Raw genomic sequence first — 19,263 nt, forward strand, 5'->3', positions numbered from 1 at the left:
TCTCGATCTACAGTTCCACGACCTGCCGGTCGCGAAGTGTGATCCGGCGATCCATGCGCGAAGCGAGCTCCATGTTGTGCGTCGCGATCAGCGCCGCCAGACCTGACGCACGCACCAGCGCCACCAGCGCATCGAACACATAGGCGGAGGTCACGGGATCGAGGTTTCCGGTCGGCTCGTCGGCGAGGAGAACGCGCGGCGCATTGGCAACGGCACGCGCGATCGCAACCCGCTGCTGCTCGCCGCCGGAGAGCTCCGACGGCCGATGATCGGCCCGGGGGCCGAGCCGCATGTAGTCGAGCAGCTGGCTTGCGCGCTCGCGCGCCTCGCGCTTGTCGAGACCGCGGATCAGCTGCGGCATCATCAGGTTCTCAAGCGCGGTGAACTCCGGCAAAAGGTGATGGAACTGATAGACGAACCCCAGGCTGAGCCGGCGCATGCGGGTTCGTTCGGCATCGGCCAACCCCTCGCAGGCAACGCCGCCGATCAGCACCTCGCCGCTGTCAGGGCGCTCCAGCAGGCCGGCAATATGCAAAAGGGTGGACTTGCCGGCTCCCGACGGCGCGACCAGCGCGACCAGCTCGCCCGGGTTCAGCGCGAGATTGGCATCGCGCAGGATCTCCAGCTGGCCCTCGCCCTCGCGAAAGGCCCGGCACACCCCGGACAGAACCAGCGGCAGCGCGTCGGCCTGCCCGTCGTGCAGATGCTCCATATCCATCGTCATTCGTACCTGAGCGCCTCGACCGGATCCAGCCGGGCTGCGCGCCATGCCGGATAGAGTGTCGCCAGAAGCGACAGCACCATGGCCATCACGACGACGGAGAGCGTTTCCCCGGTGTCCATCTCCGCCGGCAGCCGGCTGAGGAAATAGAGTTCCGGCGAAAACAGCTCGGTGCGGGTCATCCAGGAAATCGCCTGCCGGATGCTCTCGATGTTGAGACAGACCACAAAGCCGAGGAGAAAGCCGGCAAGCGTGCCGACGATCCCGATGCTCGCGCCAGTGATCACGAACACCCTGAGGATCGCGCCGCGGGTGGCTCCCATGGTGCGCAGGATGGCGATGTCGCGCCCCTTGTCCTTCACCAGCATTGTCATGCCGGAAATGATGTTGAGCGCCGCCACGATCACGATCAGCGTCAGGATCAGGAACATCACGTTGCGCTCGACCTCGAGCGCGGAGAAGAACGTCATGTTGCGCGATCGCCAGTCGCTGACGAAGGCGGGGCGCCCCGCGCCTTCCTCGATCCTCGGGCGAAGCTCGCCGACCATGTCGGGATCCTCGGTGAACACCTCGATCCCGGTGGCGATGCCTTCCTGGTTGAAATAGAGCTGCGCCTCCGTCAGCGGCATGAAGGCGATCGTGCCGTCATACTCCGACATGCCGATCTCGAAGATCGCGGCAACCGGATAGCCCTTTACACGCGGCGTGACGCCAAGCGCCGTGACGTTGCCCCGCGGGCTGACCAGCGTGATGCGGTCGCCAACGGTCACGCCGAGCTGTTGCGCCATGCGCGTGCCGATCGCAAGCCCCTGCCCCTGGTCGAACCCGTCAAGCGTTCCGGTCTTCACCGTTTCCGCGACCAGCGGCAGCTTGCGCAGGTCCACTTCGCGAACGCCGCGCACGAGCGCGCCGAACGCCCCTGACGGCCCGGACACCAGCGCTTGCCCTTCCACAAAGGGAAGCGTGAAGGTGACATTTTCGAGGTTCTCGATCCGGGCGGCGACGGCGTCATAGTCGTCGAGTTCGCTGCCGATCGGCTGGATCAGCAGGTGGCCGTTGATGCCGAGGATCTTCGACAGCAACTCCCCGCGAAAGCCGTTCATCACCGCCATGACGATGATCAGCGTGGCAACGCCGAGCATGATGCCGAGAAAGGAAAAGCCGGCGATCACGGAAATGAAAGTCTCCCGGCGCCGCGACCGCAGGTAGCGACCGGCCAGCATCCACTCGAACCCGGCAAACATCCGGGTTTCGCCAACGTCCCTGCTCGTCGCCGCGCCGTCTGTCATTCCCGCCTCTCGCGCCCCTGCGCCCGTTGACTGGGCCTCACGTGCCGGACCGGCTTTCGACCAGGCGGTTGACGGCATCCTGCACCGACATCGCGACACGTTCGCCGCTCGCGCGATTCTTGAGCTCGACCGTACCGTCCTTCAAGCCCCGCGGACCGACGACAAGCTGCCACGGAAGCCCGATAAGATCCATCGTCGCGAATTTCGCGCCCGCACGCGTGTCGACATCGTCGAGGAGCACCTCAAGGCCCGCTGCGGTGAGTTGCGCCTCGATGTCGTCGCAGGCAGCATCGGTCGCCGCGTCGCCAGGCTTCAGATTGATCAGGCCGACGTCGAACGGCGCGACGGAGGCGGGCCACACGATGCCGTCGTCATCGTGATGCGCCTCGATGATCGCACCGAGAAGCCGCGACACACCAACGCCGTAGGAGCCCATGTGAACCGGCACCTCGACGCCGTCGGGGCCGGCGACCTTCGCGTTCATCGGCTCGGAGTACTTCGTGCCGAAATAGAAGATGTGTCCCACCTCAATGCCCCGTGCCGACATGCGCGCATCTTCCGCAATCGCCTCATAGGCTGCGGCGTCATGCATCTCGTCGGTCGCGGCATAAGGCGCCGTCCAGGCGTCGATCACCGGCGTCAGATCGGATTCGAAATCCGTGTCCTCGCCCGGGATCGGCAGGTCGAGAATGGCCTTGTCGCAGAACACCTCGCTCTCGCCGGTCGAGGCCAGGATGATGAATTCGTGGCTCATGTCGCCGCCGATCGGCCCGGTGTCCGCCCGCATCGGAATGGCCTTCAGGCCCATCCGGTCGAAGGTCCGCAGATAGGCGACGAACATGCGATTGTAGGCGTGGCGCGCGCCTTCCTTGTCCAGATCGAAGGAATAGGCGTCCTTCATCAGGAACTCGCGGCCACGCATGATGCCGAAGCGGGGACGCAGCTCGTCGCGGAACTTCCACTGGATATGGTAGAGATTGAGCGGCAGGTCCTTGTAGGAGCGCACCGAGCCCCGGAAGATCTCCGTGATCATTTCCTCGTTCGTCGGCCCGTAGAGCATGGCCCGCTCCTGACGGTCCTGGATGCGCAGCATCTCCTTGCCATAGGCGTTGTAGCGCCCGCTTTCCATCCACAGGTCGGCCGGCTGGATGGTCGGCATGAGAAGCTCGTTGGCGCCTGCGCGATTCTGCTCCTCGCGCACGATCTGCTCGATCTTGCGCAGCACGCGCAGCCCCAGCGGCAGCCATGCGTAGATGCCCGCCGCCTCCTGGCGGATCAGCCCGGCGCGCAGCATCAGCCGGTGGGAGACGATTTCCGCCTCCTTGGGCGTTTCCTTCAGGATCGGAAGAAAATAGCGGGACAGGCGCATTCGGGGACACTCGGCTATTGGGTGGGCGCGGCAGACCGACGATGAAGGCAACGCGGCCGACGTCTTGCGCGGGAATCTCTCAAGCGGCAGTCAAAGCGCATGCACTGCAAAAAGACAAGACCCGCGTCAATATCGGGCACATGAATGTGCGGGGCGCAGGCTGTGGCGATGCAATCAGGCATTTCAAGACAGGGCCCGCAAAAAATTTGGGCGCGGCATGCACAAAATGGTGACAAGCGGATATCGATGCGCTAGTGTCTGCGGCGATAACAAGGCGAAGAAGCTGCAAGGCTTACTTTGCTGACAAAGCAGACATCGCGGTCTGAGTCTTGGGAGGAAGAGCCTTCTGGCGCGCTGTAAAAGGCTGCTGCCCGTGCCGAACATCCTAGATGTCTTGGCATGTATGGAGGTTTGATACGCGAAACCTAAAAAGCAAGGCCTTGTGCCTTGCTTTTTTCTTTGGCGGACCAAAACACACTGCATTCGCCCCCATCAGATCTTCACGCGATCAAGCAGTCTGAACTTTCGTTTTACTGAAATTCCGCAGCCCCCAAGATCGCGCAACGGTTGCAAGCACGCGGATGCGCCACATGGTCAGCCATGCGGCAGTCCGTGCAGTCGAGACCCCGGCCGAGTGTCCGGGCGACCTCGACTTCCTGCACCCGGCGAAGATCCCTTGTCTCGGCCGGTCAGCTTCGCTCGGCGAACCAGGCATCCAGATCCTGCACCACCGGCAGTTTGCCGTTTGACTGGGGCCAGGAGTCGATCGCGAATGCCGCGCCGTCGGAACTGCGCACCACGGCCGTTGCATGCGGATAGCGCCCGTCTAGGAAGAAACCGCGGGCGACGGGGCGCGAGACCGTGTGATGCGACAGATAGCCCCTGCCCTCCGCGAGCAGAAGCAGGCTGGTGGTATTGGTTGCCTCATCGATGCAGTCCATCTGCCCCGGCACGCCGGAATTCTGGAGATCGTAACCGCCAACGTCATTCTCGGAGCCGACAACCGGGCCGGTCTTGCGTTCCGACCATGCAACGGCTTCGGCGATAGCCTTGCGTTCCGCCGCCGGAGAGGCCCGACCCTTGGCCAGAATGCGGCGAAGCGTGGCAAGGTCCTTCGCGGAATAGTCGACCACGGTCTTGCGCGCGCATCCGAACGCATGGCAGACGTAGATCCGGTCGGCTCGCGGCGCGACCCCGTCATGCGCCGCATACCAGGAGCGCGCCGGACCCGCCGCCTGACCGGCACATCCGGCCGCCAGGAGAAGACTTGCGAGAGCGACCACGCGCGTAGCCGGAGAACTTGTCATTCGAATCGGTTCCGTTTTCGGTCAGGCGAGACCGTATTATCCGCGGTCCGATTGCCTCCGGGAAGGGGACGCGCTAAGTCAGCGGCCCAAAGCCGGTATACAGTAGTCTTCAACGTGCAAGCTGTCGCAAAGGGATTGATCATGAAGCCTGTCCATGTTGTCGGCGGCGGCCTCGCGGGTTCGGAAGCGGCCTGGCAGATGGCGCGCCGGGGTGTTCCGGTCGTCTTGCATGAAATGCGCCCGACCCGCGGCACCGACGCGCACAAGACCCAGGACCTTGCGGAACTGGTGTGCTCGAACTCGTTCCGCTCCGACGATGCCGATCACAATGCCGTCGGGCTGCTGCACGCGGAATTGCGCGCGGCCGGTTCGCTGATCATGTCGGCCGCCGACACCCATCAGGTGCCGGCCGGAGGCGCGCTCGCCGTCGATCGCGACGGATTTGCCGCCGCCGTGACCAAAATGCTCGAGGATCATCCGCTGATCACCATCGAGCGCGGCGAAGTCGACGGCCTGCCGCCGGAAGACTGGGACAGCGTCATCGTGGCAACGGGCCCGCTGACCTCCCCCGCGCTGTCGAGCGCGATCCTGGAGGCCACGGGCGAGGACGCACTCGCCTTCTTCGACGCCATCGCGCCAATTCTGCACTTCGATTCCATCGATCTCGACGTGTGCTGGTTCCAGTCGCGCTACGACAAGGTCGGCCCCGGCGGCTCCGGCAAGGACTACATCAACTGCCCGATGGACAAGGCGCAATACGACGCCTTCATCGACGCGCTGATCGCCGGCCCCAAGACCGAGTTCAAGGAATGGGAGCAGTCGACGCCCTATTTCGACGGGTGCCTGCCCATCGAGGTGATGGCGGAACGCGGACGCGAGACGCTGCGCCACGGCCCGATGAAACCGATGGGCCTGACCAACGCACACAAGCCCACCGAAAAGCCCTATGCGGTCGTTCAACTGCGCCAGGACAATGCGCTCGGCACGCTCTACAACATGGTCGGCTTCCAGACGAAGCTGAAGCATGGCGCCCAGCTCGAGATCTTCCGCATGATCCCGGGGCTGGAAAACGCCGTCTTCGCCCGGCTTGGCGGTTTGCACCGCAACACCTTCCTGAACTCGCCGAAGCTGCTCGACGGAACACTGCGCCTCAAGGCCCGCCCGGCCCTGCGCTTTGCCGGACAGATCACCGGCTGCGAGGGCTATGTGGAATCGGCAAGCGTCGGCTGCATGGCCGGTCTGTTCGCCAGCGCCGAACGGCTTGGCACCGCCTGCCCTCCGCCACCGCCGACCACGGCGATGGGCGCGTTGCTCGGGCATATCACCGGCGGACACATCCTGCGTGATGAACCGGGCCCGCGCTCCTTCCAGCCGATGAACGTGAACTTCGGTCTGTTTCCCCCGATCGAGGCGCCCCGCCTCGACGACGAGGGCCGCCGGCTGAAGGGCAAGGAAAAGGGCAAGGCCAAGAAACTCGCCATGACGCGCCGCGCCCGCGCCGACTTCGAAACCTGGATCGCCTCGGCCGTGCCGACGCGCGAAGCCGCCGAATAGAGCGCGCCCCGGCGCACTCCACGCGCAACCAATGAAAACGGCCGGTGAAGCACCCTTCACCGGCCGTTTTCATGTCTTTTTCCGACACTGTGGCAGCAGGCGTCAGGCCTCCGACGCCATGTCCACCAGGTCGTCCGTGCGGTCGCCGCGCAGCGGGGCCTTGTCCGCGCCCTGCGTTGCCGCGGCCCCACGCTTCATTCCGGGCAGACCCGCGTCGCGACCCAGATAGGTCACATTCGACGGGAAGGCGAAATCGGACCCGTTCTCCTTGATGATGCGGCCGATCTCCAGCAGCAACTCTTCCTGGATCATCAGGAACTCGTCGCGGTCGGAGGTCGAGATGTAGGAGAAAATCTCGATATCGACCGAATAGGCGCCGTAACCGACAAGAGACACCCGCAACGCAATCTGATCCAGCACCTTCGGATGGCCGGTGAAATAGGTGTGGATCTGGCGCACGACGCTCATCACCTGATCGCGCTCGGTCTCGTAGCGCAGACCGATGGTATGGCGGAACAGGAAGCGGTCACGACGGCTGAAATTGACGATCTTGCGCTTGGCGAGATCGGAATTGGCCACTGTGATCAGCGTGCGGTCGAGCGCGCGCAGGCGCGTCGAGCGGATGCCGATGGCCTCGACCGTCCCGGCAAAGCCCTCGAACTCGCAATATTCGCCGACGCGCACCATCCGGTCGGCATAGAGGATGACGCCACCGATCAGGTTTTCCAGCGTGGGCTGCGCGGCAAGCGCGACCGCCAGACCGCCGACACCCAGACCGGCGATAACGCCGTAGATCGGAATGCCGATCCGCGTCGCGCCATATCCAAGCGTGATGATCGCGAAGGCCAGACCGAACAGCCGGAAGGCCGAAAGCAACAGGCTGGAATCGAGGCTTGCCGTCGGCATGGCCGGGTTCTTGGTGACATAGCTCGCCAGCAGGTCGACCGACTGATAGGCGAGCCAGGCAAGGCTGACCCACATCACCACGGAGGAAAACGTGCCGATCGCGATCATCGGCGCGCCCGTAATGTTTATCTGCTCGTCCACCAGGTAGCGGAACACGATCACGACGATCAACTGGAGCAGCGGCTGCTGGAAACCGCGCAGACGACGGTGCACGTCGGAGAGCGGCACGGCACGCCACCGGTTCCAGCGCTGCAGCATGACCGGGATGGAAACGGCGACCGCCAACAGAAGGAGCAGCGCCGCCCACTGCCAGTAGGCCTGCGACATGAACTGGTTCTGCAACCAGTCGGGCCCTGCCAGGATCAGGTCATACCAGCGCGGCGCGACGAGATAGCCCGGCGTGTAGATATAATACTCGTAGAAATCCTCGCCCTTGTCGGAGCGCGTCGGGAACAACTTGACGCTTTCGTAGTCCTCCGGGATCCGGTCGACCGTTTCGCGCGATACGAGATATTTCAGATCCCCTTTCGTCGCATCGCTTCGCTGAAAGACGATGCTGGTGCCGGGAATGGTCCACCGCTCCGGGAGGTCCGAGGCTTCCTTGGCATGAAGGAAGGACCCTGCCCGCTCTCCCGGAATTTCGTCCAGCGGCGGCAGAAAGATACGGTCGAGGATTTCCTGAAACTGAAGAACGATCTCGACCCCGACCGCCGTGCGCGCGGTTTCCGGGACATCGCCCAGGTCGAAAATCTCGCGTGCCTTGGAGATCAACAGGCGCACCACCTCGACCTGTCGCTTTTCTTCCTCCGACATGAACGCGCGGCCACTGTCGCGGAACGCGTCGCGCACGTCGCGCCAGACCCGGCTTGCTTCCGACATCAGCACCATGAAGCTCTCGAGCGATGCCCGCGGGCTCGTCGTGTCCGGCGGCGAGATCGGATAGTCGCGCAGCAAGGTCTGAAGGTCGGGAGCGCCCTTGTGGATATCGTCAACCACAGCCTCCACCGACTGCGTCGCCGCGGCTGTTGGTTGCGACGCGGTCATCCCGGTCTGCTCAGGCGCGGCCGCCGGGGCTTGCTCTTGCGCAGACGCAGACCCAAAGAACGCGACCAACCCGACGACAGCCGCCATGCGCAGTCCGGTGGTGACGGCGCGCCCGACGCGGGGACCATAGGAGCGGAGAAGAATCATGGCGTGGCCTTTGACAAAAAAAGAACAATCGTTGGGAGGCTAGCGCCTGATAATAAATTCTAGGTTACATCGCGAGCGGACCGCAGCGCCTTGCGCCAGGAGCGCCAGATCGCCCATTGCAGCCGAAGCGCGGACAGTTCGGCCGAGTCATGAAACGGATCGAAGCCCGGTCGGTCCATCCGGTCTAGCAACGGCCCGACCAGACACACCGGAAGAAACGCCGGCACCAGAGTGCGGGGCACGCCGGCGATGCCGGCACGGGTGCTGGAAAGATGGCGGCGGGCCGTTGCGCGAAGGTCCCCCAGGGCGGCGCGAAGCTCCGGCGTTGCGTCTCCGGCAAAGATCGTTTCCGGATCGACGTCATGCGCCCCGAGCAGATCGGCCGGAAGGTAAAGCTGGCGCCGCCGCGCATGCCAGGGCAACGCACGCAACAGTCCGGTCAGCGCGTAAGCGACGCCGGCATGACCTGCGATCTCGGCAGTTCCCGGATCGTCGCCTTTCGACAGGATGATTGCCGCCAGCTGGATCAGCGCCGACGACGTTTCTCCGGCATAGCCTTCCAGGTCGACAAGGCTCGGCATCGGGTCGTCATAAAGATCGAACACGCGGGCATCGATCAGATTTTCGAAGGCGGCAAGCGGCAGGGCGTATTTTGAGATCGCCGCCCTCACCGCCCCTGCAACCGGATGCTGATCGACCTCGGCGCCCTCGGGAGCGTTCAACGCGTCCCGCCACCACTGGAAGCGGATCTCGCCCGGCATCGGATCGGAGACGACCTCGCGGGCCCGGGCAATCTCCACGTTGAAGGCATACAATGCTGCAAGGGCCGCCCGCTCCGCCTCCGGCGCATAGAGCAGCGACACATAGCGCTCGAAATCATGCTGGCGGACGTGCTGGAGGCAATAGTCCGCGTCCGGGATTGAAGCCAATGTCATGCAAACAAACCTAGGGCCGCGGTCACGTCAGTCCACGGCCAAAAACACGGCTGCCACCGGTCGGCCTTCCGAAAGCAGAACGTTGTAGGTGCGCACCGCCGCCCCAGTGGACATCGGATCGGCGCTGATACCGGCGTCACGCATCGCGGAGCGCAAGGCCGCCGACAGCGGCTTCAGGTCATCACCCGTTCCGACGAGCAGGACCGATATGTCCTCTTGCTCGCTCAGGACCTTCTCCAAGGCCTCCGGGGTCAGGTCCTCAGCCGACGAGGCGGCAAACCCGTATATGCCGCTCGGAACGCAAAGGATGGAGCCGCGATGCGACATTTCCGCAAACCGGAAGCCGCCGTTGCCATAGGCATCGATCGGCGCCCGATCAGGAAAATGGGCATCCCGGACAACGATGCCTTCGCCGCGCTGTGCCATGGAATGCCCCCTCTGCCGGCCTCAGGCCGATGCGGTTTCCGCGTCCTTGTCGGAGCCGCCGGAATCGCCATCGCTGCCGATCACCTTGGACGCGCGCAGCTTCAGGACGATGAGGAACGGCGCCGCCAGGAAAATCGACGAATAGGTCCCGATCACCACACCGAAGATCATCGCCAGGGTGAAGGACCGGATCACCTCGCCGCCGAAATAATAAAGCGCCAGAAGCGCAAGCAGCGTCGTCACCGACGTCATCACCGTACGCGACAGCATTTCATTGATCGAGCGGTCGAGAAGTTCCGGAAGGGGCGTCTTCTTGTATCGCCTGAGATTTTCCCGGATCCGGTCGTAGACGACGACGGTATCGTTCAGCGAATAGCCGATGATCGTCAGGATCGCGGCAATCGAGGATAGCGAGAATTCGAGCTGAAGGACAACGAACAGACCGACGGTGACCACGATGTCGTTGATCGTCGTCAGGATCGCGCCGACGGCGAAGTGCCATTCGAAACGGAACCAGATGTAGAACAGGATGACGATCAGCGAGGCGGTGACGGCGATCATGCCCGCCTGGGCCAGCTCGCCGGATACGCGCGGGCCAACAACCTCGACGCGCCGGAACTCGACGCTCTCGCCAAAGGTTTCGCGCACCTGCGAGACGACGGCCTGCTGCGCCAGTTCGCCGCCTTCCGGCTCCTGCACGCGGACAAGCACCTCGTCCGGCGCGCCGAATTGCTGCACCTGCACGTCGCCGAGATTGAGCGTCGCGAGCTGTTCGCGAATGCCGCCGATGTCGGCCGGAGATTCATTCGTCTTCATCTCGAAGACGGTGCCGCCCTTAAAATCGATGCCGAAGTTCAGCCCGACCGAAAAGAACAGCGCGATCGACGCAAGGAACACGACGGCCGACAGCGGGAAGGAGATCGTCCGGAACCGCATGAAGCGGAAGTGCGTATTGTCCGGAATGAGTTTGAGCAACATGGTCTTGGTCCCCGTCGGTCAGATCGGCAGGTGGCTGGGGCGCTGCCAACGCACCCACAGCGCAACCAGAAGCCGCGAGACGGTGAAAGCGGAAAACACCGTGGTGAAGATACCGATCGCCAGCGTCACCGCGAATCCGCGGATCGGGCCGGAGCCGAGCTGGAACAGGATGAGCGCCGCGATCAGCGTGGTGATATTGGCGTCCAAGATCGTGCCGAGAGCGCGCGAATAGCCGGCATCAATGGCGCTGATCGCCGATCGCCCGGCCCGCGCCTCCTCCCGTATCCGCTCGAAGATCAGCACGTTGGCGTCGACTGCCATGCCGATCGTAAGCACGATCCCGGCGATGCCCGGAAGCGTCAGCGTCGCCTGAAGCGCCGTCAGGGCTCCGAAGATCAACAGCATGTTGGTGACGAGCGCGAGGTCCGCGATCACCCCGAAGCGGCCATACGCGAGCACCATGAAGACGATCACGAGCGCCGCGCCAATGAGCGATGCGATCCGTCCGGCATCGACCGAATCCTGACCCAGACCCGGCCCGATGGAACGTTCCTCGACGACTGTGAGCTTGGCCGGCAGGGCGCCAGCGCGCAGCAGCACCGCAAGGTCGTTGGCACTCTCCACGGTGAAGTCGCCGGAGATCTGGCCGGAGCCGCCGGTGATCGGCTCGCGAATGACCGGCGCGGAGATCACCTCGTTGTCGAGCACGATGGCGAAGGGTCGCCCGACATTGCGCTGGGTCACAACCGAGAAGGTCCGCGCGCCCGAGGTGTTGAAGCGGAAATTGACGACCGGCTCGTTGGTTTCCGGATTGAAGGACACCTGGGCGTCGATCAGATCCTCGCCGGAGAGCAGCGGTGCATCCTCAAGCAGATAGGGGAAGGGCGGATCGTCCTGCGAATACATCACGATGCTGCCGACCGGAGGGCGCGACTGCATCGCCTGTTCCGCCGACATCGACTGGTCGACCATGTGGAACGTGAGCTGCGCGGTCTGGCCGACAAGGTCCTTCAGACGCTCCGGATCGCCCTCGCCCGGCGCTTCCACGAGGATACGATCCTCGCCCTGACGCTGGATCGACGGCTCCGTCGTGCCGAATTCGTCGAGACGCAGGCGAATCACCTCGATCGACTGCTGCACGATTGCGCTCATGCGCTGCGCCAGGCCCTGATCGGTATAGGCAAATCGGATCAGCCCGTCGTCGCTGACGGTCATGCCGAATTCCTCGACAGCCTGCCCGCCGAACATGTTGGCGACAAGTGGGTTGGTCAGTTCGCTGAGGCGTTGGCGCGCCTCGTCGAGACGGGTCAGGTCGCGAATGCGCACCTGGGCGCCATCCGCCTGCACGCCGAGCCCGGTATAGCCGATGCGCGGATCGTCGCGCAGCCGCTGGCGGATGTCGCCGACCAGCGTGTTGAGCCGCTTCTTGATGTAGTCGTTGCGATCGACTTCGTAGAGGAGATAGGCACCGCCCTGCAGATCGAGACCGAGCACGATCTGGTTCTTGGGAAGCCAGTTCGGCAACCCCCGCAGCGTGTCGGACGACAGGAAATTGGGCAGCGTTGTCACTGCCCCGGACAGGATGACGAGGACGATCAGGGCGATCTTCCAGCGTGCGAAATAAAGCATGGCGTGGCCGTCTCTGGTATCCCCGCCTCACGCCTTGCGGCGTGCGGCGGAGAGGATTGGAAGTCGAACGTGTCGGTTCAGCCGTTGTCCTTCGCGGGCTCTGACTTGGAGCGCACTTCGGTGATCATGCTGCGCACGACCCGGACCTTCAGCCCCTCGGAGAGTTCGACCTGCACTTCCGCATCGTCCACCACCTTGGAGATCTTTCCGATGATGCCGCCGGCGGTCACGATCGTGTCGCCGCGACGCAGATTGGCAACCATCTCCTGATGCTGCTTCATCCGCTGGCGCTGCGGACGGATGATCAGGAAATACATGATCACGAAGATCAGAATGAAGGGAAGAATGGACATCAGCAGGTCGGGTCCACCGGCCCCTCCGATCCCTTGTGCGTAAGCAGGCGTAATCAGCATCAAACTCTCCTTGCCCGGGCGCGGGGCGTCTTGCGCCGCAACGGAATCTCGCCCCTGCCCGACGACTGAACCTCAGGTGGCGCGGACTATACAAGCCGCGTGCCGCTTTGCAAGGCGAACCGAACCGCAACGCCGCCGGTGCCGGAGCGTCTTTCACCACCCCTGCGCCCCATGCTAGGAGGAGCGTCTTGCCATCACCATCGGGCGCGGCGACAGGCGTCCGAAACAACTCCGGACACGGCCCGACATCATGGACACCTCTCCGCCCGACACGCACGCGTTGCAAGCGCTGAACGACAGGCTCGACACGCTGATCTCGCTGATCGAACGCGCCGTTCCGCCGGCGCGCGCCAAACCGGACTTCGATGCCGCCGATGCCTTCGTCTGGGCCGCCGGCACCTCGAGCCTGATGCCCGTGGCGCGCGTCAACCGGATCGATATCTCGCTGCTGCAGGGCGTGGACCGCGCCCGCGACCAGCTCATCGACAACACCAGGCGCTTTGCCAGAGGCTTTGCCGCCAACAACGTGCTGCTGTGGGGCGCGCGGGGCATGGGCAAGTCATCGCTGGTCAAATCCGTTCATGCCCGCATCAACCGGGACTTCGCCGATGCGGGCGATACGGCCCGCCTGAAGCTCGTCGAGATCCACCGCGAGGACATCGAGACGCTTCCCGACCTGATGGGCGTCCTGAAACAGGCGCCGCATCGCACCATCCTGTTTTGCGACGACCTCAGCTTCGACAATGACGACACGTCCTACAAGTCGCTCAAGGCCGCGCTTGACGGCGGCATCGAGGGCCGGCCCGACAATGTGCTTTTCTACGCAACGTCCAACCGGCGGCACCTGCTTCCGCGCGACATGATCGAGAACGAACGGTCGACTGCCATCAATCCGGGCGAGGCGGTGGAGGAAAAGGTCTCGCTTTCGGACCGTTTCGGCCTGTGGCTCGGCTTCCACAAGTGCAGCCAGGACGATTATCTCGACATGATCAACGCCTATGCCCGCCATTTCGAGCTCGATGTCGATGCGGCGGATCTGCGTTCGCAGGCGCTGGAATGGGCGACAACCCGTGGAAGCCGATCGGGGCGTGTCGCCTTCCAGTTCATCCAGGACCTTGCAGGGCGGCTGGAGAAAAATCTTCAGGGGTGACGCTCGCCCGTCACCCCGCCGTTGATCCGCGTCTCGCTACACCCCACCTGCAATGCGGACCGGAGGTTTCTTGATGGCATCCGGGAGCGAGCGAACATCATGACCGGCAGGAAGCTGACCCTGATCCTGATCGCCACGGCATTTCTGGCTCTCACTCTGGGTCTGCTGCGCGGTCTGTCCGATTTCGATTTGGCCGACCGGGTGACGGAAGACATCGTCTTCCCCTCACGGTCCGGCCAGATCACCGGCACACTCCTCCTGCCCGCTGCATCTCCCGCGCCGCCGCCGGTGGTCCTCATCATCCATGGCGACGGACCACAGGACCGCTATTCGGCCGAGGGCTACCTTCCCCTCATCAATGCCTTGCTGGACGCCGGGATCGGCGTGTTCAGCTGGGACAAGCCCGGCGTCGGCAAAAGCGAGGGAGACTGGCGCACGCAGTCGATGGACGACCGGGCGTCGGAGGCGCGCACCGCGCATGACGCGGTCAGACGCGCCGCCGGCACCACGGTTGGGGCAATCGGCTACCTGGGTTTCTCGCAAGCCGGCTGGGTCCTGCCGACCCTCGCCACAGATCCCGACGAAGACGCCTTTTTCGTCCTTGTCGGAGGGGCATTGAACTGGCAGCGCCAGGGGGCCTATCTGACCCGCAGCCGCCTGCAGGGCCTCGGCTGGTCAGAAGACGCCATCGCCGCCGAGATCGACCGGCAAGCTGCCGCCGAGGCCGCACTGGACGACACGCCCGACGAGATCGACAGGATCGATGCCGCGGCCCGCCTGTTCGGCGTCCCGCGCGAGCGGGCGGGCTTCATCTTGCGCAACCGGCATGCCGACGCGACGGACGCCCTGAGAAAGGCCAAGGCTCCGCTCCTCGCGCTGTGGGGGGAAGACGATCTCAATGTCGACGCAGCGACCAACGCGCGGGACTATGTGCGTCTTCTGCTGCCCAATCATCCTGCCAATCGCGTCGAGATCATTCCGGGCGCGACCCACGGCCTGCTGAAAGGCTGGCTCTTCAACTATCAGCTTCCCCAGGACATGCCGTGGTGGGCCAGGACCGCCTTCGTCGTCCTCGGTCGCCACGCCTATGCCGACGGCGCAATCGCGACGATTACCGGCTGGATCGACAAGACAGCCCGATAGGGTCGCCTGACAGGCCGCGCTACGGCTGGGGCTTGAGCCGCGGCACGACCTCGCTGGGACCAAGCTGCGGCGCCGTTCCGGCAAGCGGATCTTCGCCCGCCGCCGCCTGTTCGGAGATCGGCGGTCCGCTGTAGTTGGCCGGCGGGGCCACCGTCGACGACTGCTTGCAATCGGTCAGCCAGACGTCATAGACGGCGTGTTCCACCGCATGCAGACCGGGGCTTGCGGCAAACATCCAGCCGGTGAAAATCCGCCGCACCTCGTTTTCAAGCGTGATTTCATCGACTTCGACGAAAGCGGTGGTCTGCGGCGTTTCCGTCTGAGGACGGGTGTTGCACTGGCGCGGCGTCACCTGCAGCGCGCCGAACTGGACCGTTTCTCCGATGTAGACATCAAAGGCGATGATCCGTCCGGTGATCTTGTCGAGGCCGGAGAAGACGGCGACGGGGTTTTCGATCTTTTCCGCCGACGCCGGTGCACTCAGCGCAAGAACCAGGGCAGCGGCCCCCAGAAGGGGGCCACGACCGGCGGTTCGTCCTGCAAGTTTCAACATGCATTTCACTCCGAACGACGACAGGCTCACGCAGCCGTCAACTCCGCGATCCGCGCCTGCGCCTCGCCAATCCGCGTCTTACGCTCTAGCAGTTCGTCGCGCTTTTCCTTTTCAGCCACGACGATCGCTTCGGGGGCCTTGGCAAGGAACCCTTCGTTGCCAAGCTTCTTGTCGATGCGCGCGATCTCGCCGTCCAGCTTCGCCGCTTCCTTGGCAAGACGTGCGGCTTCCGCCTCGATGTCGATCACGTCTGCCAGCGGCAGGCAGACCATCGCCTCGCGGCTGACGATCTGGACCGCACCGCGCGGCGCGGTCTCCGCAAGCGAAACGGTCTCCGCCCGTGCCAGCCTCAGGATCAGCGCCTCATGCGTGTCCAGACGGCGGCGGGTATCCTCATTCGCACCCGTCACCACCAGCGGCACCTTGGCGCCTGCCGGCACATTCATCTCCGCGCGCACCGAGCGAACGGACGAAATCAGGTCGACGAGCCAGTTGATCTCGGCCGCCGCTTCGAGGTCGCCACCGAGCGAACTCGGCCAGCGGGTGTGCGCAAGAAGCCGCGGACGCGGCTTGCCCGCCCCTTCCGCTTCCACCGTGCGCGCCCAAAGCTCCTCCGTCATGAACGGCATGAACGGATGCAGGATCTTCAGGATCTCGTCGAGCACCCAGGCCGCGGTGGCCCGTGTCTCCGCTTTCGCGCCCTCGGAGCCTTCGGCGAAGATCGGCTTGGCGAATTCCAGATACCAGTCGCAATAGGTGTTCCAGACGAAGCGATAGGCCGCGCCCGCCGCCTCGTTGAAGCGGAAGCCCTCCAGCGCCTCGGTGACCTCGGCGATGCAACGCCCCGTTTCCGTGACGATCCAGCGGTTGACGATCTCCGTGGCGGCCGCCGGGTCGAAGCCCTCGGGCCGCGTTCCGCCGTTCATCTCCACGAAGCGGGCTGCATTCCAGAGCTTCGTGACGAAATTGCGGTAGCCGCCGACCCGGCTTGTCGCCAGCTTGATGTCACGCCCCTGGGCGGCCATCGCCGCAAGGGTAAAGCGCAACGCATCCGCCCCGAACTCGTCGATCAGCGCCAGCGGGTCGATGACGTTGCCCTTCGACTTCGACATCTTCTGGCCCTTCTCGTCGCGGACCAGGGCGTGGATGTAGACGGTGCTGAAGGGTTCGGTCGTCATGTAATGATCGCCGAACATCATCATCCGGGCGACCCAGAAGAAGATGATGTCGAAACCGGTGACCAGAACGCTGGTCGGATAGTAGTTGGCAAGCTCCGCCGTCTTGTCCGGCCATCCGAGCGTCGAGAAGGGCCACAGTGCGGAGGAGAACCACGTGTCGAGAACGTCCTCGTCCCGGTAGAGAGCGATCGTCGCGGCATCGGTGCCCTCGCCCTCCCAGCGCGCGAGTGCGTCGTCCTGAGCGATCACTTCGCAGCTCTTGCCATAGTGTGCCTGAGCCGCTGCCACCGCGTCTTCTTCCGAGCGTTCGACGAAGATCTTGCCGTCGGGACCGTACCAGGCGGGGATGCGATGGCCCCACCACAGCTGGCGCGAGATGCACCAAGGCTGGATGTTCTCCATCCAATCGAAATAGGTCTTTTCCCAGTTGCGCGGAACGAACTCGGTCCGCCCCTCGCGCACGCTGGCAATCGCCGGCTTGGCCAGCGTCTTGGCGTCGACATACCACTGGTCGGTCAGGAGAGGCTCGATCGGAACGCCGCCGCGATCGCCGTGCGGCACCATATGCGCATGCGGCTCGACCCGGTCGAGCAGGCCCTTCTCGTCCATCGCCTCGACCAGACGCTTGCGGACGTCGAACCGGTCGCCCCCTTCGAAGGCATCCATCGTCGCGGCAAGTTCGTCGGTCCGCGCGAGCCCCTCGAGGAACTCCGGATTGTCGCGCAGCCGAACCCGCGCCTCGCGGTCAAGCACCGAGATCATCGGCAGGTCGTGCCGACGGCCGACCTCGAAATCGTTGAAATCATGCGCCGGGGTGATCTTGACCGCACCGGAACCCGCATCCGGGTCGGCATAGTCGTCCGCGACGATGGGAATGCGGCGACCGACCAGCGGCAGGATCACATGCTTGCCGATGAGATCGCGATAGCGCGGATCCTCCGGGTTCACGGCGACCGCCGTGTCGCCGAGCATCGTCTCCGGGCGCGTCGTCGCGACGGTGATATAGGTCCGCGTCTCATAGGCGGTCGGGTTGCCGTCCTCATCCCACTCGACGGGCGCCTCAAAGCTTTCGCCCGCCTCGAGCGGATAGCGGAAATGCCAAAGATTGCCCTGGATCTCGCGCTGCTCGACCTCAAGGTCGGAAATCGCAGTCAGGAACCGCGGGTCCCAGTTCACAAGGCGCTTGTCCTTGTAGATCAGCCCCTCGCGATACAGGCTGATAAACACCTCGAGCACGGCCTTCGACAGGCCCTCGTCCATCGTGAAGCGCTCGCGCGACCAGTCGCAGGACGCTCCCAGCCGCTTGAGCTGGTTCAGGATCATGCCGCCGGATTCAGCCTTCCACTCCCAGACGCGCTCGACGAATTTCTCGCGGCCCATGGCGCGCCGGTCCGGCTCCTGGCGCTCGGCAAGCTGACGCTCGACAACCATCTGCGTCGCGATGCCCGCGTGGTCCATGCCCGGCTGCCACAACACGTCACGACCGCGCATGCGCTCGAAGCGCACCAGAATGTCCTGCAACGTGTTGTTGAGGGCATGTCCCATGTGCAGGGAGCCGGTGACATTGGGCGGCGGAATGACGATGGAATAGGACGCCGCACCGGGTTCGGCGCCGGCGCCGGCCTTGAACGCGTCGGCCTTTTCCCAGATCCCCGCGATGCGGGGTTCGACAGTTGCGGCATCATAAGACTTGTCGAGCATTGTTTTTCTCGGATCCTGAAAACTGAACGCGTGGTTACTCGCAGGCGCGGCGCCAAGTCAACCGTCGCCGGGAAGTGGGCGACAGCAAGGCGGCCGGATCATGAGCGGAAAATAAAGGCGCCGCCCGGAAAGGGCGGCGCGGAGAGAAGCGCAAAAAGGACGTTCGCCCTTCCCTAGCGGCCGCGAGAAACCCGCTCGATTTCCTGGCGTACGAGGCGTTCGACCATCGGAGGAAGGTTTTCATCGAGCCAGGACTTCAGCATCGGGCGCAGCATCTCCTTCACCAGATCCTCAAGCGTCCGGGCGTTGTTGGAGAGGATCGTGCCGGCGAGATTGTTGAAGGCCGAATGCACCGCCTGGTTTGCCGTCGGAGACAGGAGTTCCTCGGTGAACCGCTCGCTCGTCGCCTGGGAGGCAGCGGCAGGTGCCGGCTCTTCTTCCACAAAGGCGATGTCGCCGACCTCTTCCTCGGCGCTGGCAAGCCCCTCGACCATTTCGAATGCATCGTCTGCATCCGCAACGGCCAGGTCCTCGGTGAGCTCGAGAACGTCATCCGCCTCGGCGTCGGGCTCCGCTTCGACCTCGGGTTCCGGCTCCCCTTTCGCTTCGGGCTCCTGGAACTCGATCTCGTCGTCACCAGCGGAATCGAACAGCTTGTCGAGATCATCCTGGGACATCTCGGCGGAGTCATCGTCCTCGACAACGGCTTCCGGCCCGGCTGCACTGTCTTCCGCTTCCGCCGCGGGCGTTTCCTCATCGGAGATGATCCGGCGAATTGACGCCAGAATTTCCTCCATGGAGGGTTCCTGAGCTTGATTGG

At 64.1% G+C, this 19,263-nt stretch carries 16 protein-coding genes; 3 read left to right on the forward strand and 13 right to left on the reverse strand.

The window, feature by feature from the left end; all coding sequences use genetic code 11:
* Nucleotides 1-7: 7 nt before the first annotated feature.
* The 4 genes from LC092_RS05645 to LC092_RS05660 all read right to left on the reverse strand — a co-directional run bounded on the left by LC092_RS05645 (nt 8) and on the right by LC092_RS05660 (nt 4,686).
* Nucleotides 8-724 carry an ABC transporter ATP-binding protein gene (locus LC092_RS05645; RefSeq protein ID WP_412103525.1) on the reverse strand — a complete coding sequence of 239 codons (717 nt, stop codon included), beginning with the start codon at nt 722-724 and terminating at the stop codon, nt 8-10.
* Nucleotides 721-2,010, reverse strand: coding sequence for a lipoprotein-releasing ABC transporter permease subunit (locus LC092_RS05650; RefSeq protein ID WP_224805469.1), 1,290 nt, complete (start codon nt 2,008-2,010; stop codon nt 721-723). The genes LC092_RS05645 and LC092_RS05650 overlap by 4 nt, the downstream gene beginning before the upstream one ends.
* 37 nt (nt 2,011-2,047) lie before the next feature.
* A complete protein-coding gene (gene proS / locus LC092_RS05655) occupies nt 2,048-3,379 on the reverse strand; it encodes a proline--tRNA ligase (protein ID WP_224805470.1) in 1,332 nt (443 codons plus the stop codon).
* Between the two features lie 689 nt (nt 3,380-4,068).
* Nucleotides 4,069-4,686, reverse strand: coding sequence for a hypothetical protein (locus LC092_RS05660; protein WP_224805471.1), 618 nt, complete (start codon nt 4,684-4,686; stop codon nt 4,069-4,071).
* Nucleotides 4,687-4,827: 141 nt separating this feature from the next.
* Between LC092_RS05660 and trmFO the strand changes: the two genes are divergently transcribed.
* Nucleotides 4,828-6,240, forward strand: coding sequence for a methylenetetrahydrofolate--tRNA-(uracil(54)-C(5))-methyltransferase (FADH(2)-oxidizing) TrmFO (gene trmFO, locus LC092_RS05665; RefSeq protein ID WP_224805472.1), 1,413 nt, complete (start codon nt 4,828-4,830; stop codon nt 6,238-6,240).
* A gap of 102 nt (nt 6,241-6,342) precedes the next feature.
* On the opposite strand, the gene LC092_RS05670 is transcribed toward trmFO, so the two are convergent.
* The 6 genes from LC092_RS05670 to yajC form a co-directional block, all read right to left on the reverse strand.
* On the reverse strand, nt 6,343-8,190 hold the full coding sequence (locus tag LC092_RS05670; protein ID WP_224805473.1) for a mechanosensitive ion channel family protein: 1,848 nt from the start codon (nt 8,188-8,190) through the stop codon (nt 6,343-6,345).
* Nucleotides 8,191-8,396: 206 nt separating this feature from the next.
* The gene (locus tag LC092_RS05675; protein WP_224805474.1) at nt 8,397-9,272 is read right to left on the reverse strand and encodes a phytoene/squalene synthase family protein; all 876 of its coding nucleotides are present in this window, start codon (nt 9,270-9,272) and stop codon (nt 8,397-8,399) included.
* 27 nt (nt 9,273-9,299) lie between these two features.
* A complete protein-coding gene (locus LC092_RS05680; RefSeq protein ID WP_224805475.1) occupies nt 9,300-9,698 on the reverse strand; it encodes an Mth938-like domain-containing protein in 399 nt (132 codons plus the stop codon).
* Between the two features lie 21 nt (nt 9,699-9,719).
* A complete protein-coding gene (gene secF, locus LC092_RS05685; RefSeq protein ID WP_224805476.1) occupies nt 9,720-10,676 on the reverse strand; it encodes a protein translocase subunit SecF in 957 nt (318 codons plus the stop codon).
* Nucleotides 10,677-10,694: 18 nt separating this feature from the next.
* Nucleotides 10,695-12,305, reverse strand: a complete 1,611-nt coding sequence (gene secD, locus LC092_RS05690) for a protein translocase subunit SecD (RefSeq protein ID WP_224805477.1) — start codon at nt 12,303-12,305, stop codon at nt 10,695-10,697.
* Nucleotides 12,306-12,382: 77 nt separating this feature from the next.
* Complete coding sequence (yajC, locus tag LC092_RS05695) at nt 12,383-12,718, reverse strand: preprotein translocase subunit YajC (RefSeq protein ID WP_224805478.1); 336 nt, start codon at nt 12,716-12,718, stop codon at nt 12,383-12,385.
* Between the two features lie 250 nt (nt 12,719-12,968).
* Here yajC and LC092_RS05700 point away from each other — a divergent pair, with 250 nt between their 5' ends.
* Both LC092_RS05700 and LC092_RS05705 read left to right on the forward strand, forming a co-directional pair.
* Entirely contained in the window at nt 12,969-13,868 is a 900-nt protein-coding gene (locus LC092_RS05700) for an ATP-binding protein (protein WP_224805479.1), read from the forward strand.
* A gap of 21 nt (nt 13,869-13,889) precedes the next feature.
* Entirely contained in the window at nt 13,890-15,011 is a 1,122-nt protein-coding gene (locus tag LC092_RS05705) for an alpha/beta hydrolase family protein (protein ID WP_224805480.1), read from the forward strand.
* 19 nt (nt 15,012-15,030) lie between these two features.
* On the opposite strand, the gene LC092_RS05710 is transcribed toward LC092_RS05705, so the two are convergent.
* The 3 genes from LC092_RS05710 to LC092_RS05720 all read right to left on the reverse strand — a co-directional run bounded on the left by LC092_RS05710 (nt 15,031) and on the right by LC092_RS05720 (nt 19,240).
* Nucleotides 15,031-15,564: a DUF2155 domain-containing protein gene (locus LC092_RS05710; protein WP_224805481.1), complete on the reverse strand. Its 534-nt coding sequence runs from the start codon at nt 15,562-15,564 to the stop codon at nt 15,031-15,033.
* A gap of 26 nt (nt 15,565-15,590) precedes the next feature.
* Nucleotides 15,591-18,443 (reverse strand): valine--tRNA ligase, encoded by a 2,853-nt coding sequence (locus tag LC092_RS05715; protein ID WP_224805482.1) that lies wholly within the window; start codon nt 18,441-18,443, stop codon nt 15,591-15,593.
* A 173-nt stretch (nt 18,444-18,616) separates the two neighbouring features.
* A complete protein-coding gene (locus LC092_RS05720) occupies nt 18,617-19,240 on the reverse strand; it encodes a PopZ family protein (RefSeq protein WP_224805483.1) in 624 nt (207 codons plus the stop codon).
* Nucleotides 19,241-19,263: the final 23 nt, after the last annotated feature.

The organism is Stappia stellulata (assembly GCF_020176715.1).
GTDB lineage: Bacteria > Pseudomonadota > Alphaproteobacteria > Rhizobiales > Stappiaceae > Stappia.

Excerpts from the sequence above, each read along its gene's own strand:
- LC092_RS05645 (WP_412103525.1), bottom strand. The coding sequence starts at position 724 with ATGACGATGGATATGGAGCATCTGCACGACGGGCAGGCCGACGCGCTG.
- LC092_RS05650 (WP_224805469.1), bottom strand. The coding sequence starts at position 2,010 with ATGACAGACGGCGCGGCGACGAGCAGGGACGTTGGCGAAACCCGGATG.
- proS (WP_224805470.1), bottom strand. The coding sequence starts at position 3,379 with ATGCGCCTGTCCCGCTATTTTCTTCCGATCCTGAAGGAAACGCCCAAG.
- LC092_RS05660 (WP_224805471.1), bottom strand. The coding sequence starts at position 4,686 with ATGACAAGTTCTCCGGCTACGCGCGTGGTCGCTCTCGCAAGTCTTCTC.
- trmFO (WP_224805472.1), top strand. The coding sequence starts at position 4,828 with ATGAAGCCTGTCCATGTTGTCGGCGGCGGCCTCGCGGGTTCGGAAGCG.
- LC092_RS05670 (WP_224805473.1), bottom strand. The coding sequence starts at position 8,190 with ATGACCGCGTCGCAACCAACAGCCGCGGCGACGCAGTCGGTGGAGGCT.
- LC092_RS05675 (WP_224805474.1), bottom strand. The coding sequence starts at position 9,272 with ATGACATTGGCTTCAATCCCGGACGCGGACTATTGCCTCCAGCACGTC.
- LC092_RS05680 (WP_224805475.1), bottom strand. The coding sequence starts at position 9,698 with ATGGCACAGCGCGGCGAAGGCATCGTTGTCCGGGATGCCCATTTTCCT.
- secF (WP_224805476.1), bottom strand. The coding sequence starts at position 10,676 with ATGTTGCTCAAACTCATTCCGGACAATACGCACTTCCGCTTCATGCGG.
- secD (WP_224805477.1), bottom strand. The coding sequence starts at position 12,305 with ATGCTTTATTTCGCACGCTGGAAGATCGCCCTGATCGTCCTCGTCATC.
- yajC (WP_224805478.1), bottom strand. The coding sequence starts at position 12,718 with ATGCTGATTACGCCTGCTTACGCACAAGGGATCGGAGGGGCCGGTGGA.
- LC092_RS05700 (WP_224805479.1), top strand. The coding sequence starts at position 12,969 with ATGGACACCTCTCCGCCCGACACGCACGCGTTGCAAGCGCTGAACGAC.
- LC092_RS05710 (WP_224805481.1), bottom strand. The coding sequence starts at position 15,564 with ATGTTGAAACTTGCAGGACGAACCGCCGGTCGTGGCCCCCTTCTGGGG.
- LC092_RS05715 (WP_224805482.1), bottom strand. The coding sequence starts at position 18,443 with ATGCTCGACAAGTCTTATGATGCCGCAACTGTCGAACCCCGCATCGCG.
- LC092_RS05720 (WP_224805483.1), bottom strand. The coding sequence starts at position 19,240 with ATGGAGGAAATTCTGGCGTCAATTCGCCGGATCATCTCCGATGAGGAA.